Annotated in this window: 1 protein-coding gene; it reads right to left on the bottom strand. The window is 69.7% G+C overall.

Annotated features, from left to right (window positions below):
• Nucleotides 1-261, bottom strand: a 261-nt coding sequence (locus ACPYN9_RS17245) for a transposase (protein WP_424468130.1), incomplete at both ends; no start/stop codon positions are given.

Below are 261 nucleotides of genomic sequence, written 5' to 3'. Positions count from 1 at the left end.
GACGCGAGGTGACCGGCTGACGCGAATGACTTCCCGGCGACCTCGGTGAGGAGCCTCGCTGCGGTCCTGACGCCGACTCCCGGCATGCTCGTCAGGACCGGGTGAAGAGGGTGCGCGTCGACGAGCCGTTCAACCTCGACCGCGATCTCGGCCCGCTGCGTGCGGAGGTCCTCGAGCTGCTTCGCGAGGCGCGGCAACACGAGGCTCGCGGCGTTCGTGCCGACGACCACGACCGTCTGCTCGGAGAGCGCCTGCATGATC

It is taken from the genome of Pseudoclavibacter helvolus, assembly GCF_049707175.1.
In the GTDB taxonomy this organism is placed as follows: domain Bacteria; phylum Actinomycetota; class Actinomycetes; order Actinomycetales; family Microbacteriaceae; genus Pseudoclavibacter; species Pseudoclavibacter helvolus_A.
This window is presented reverse-complemented; position numbering and strand designations above follow the sequence as displayed.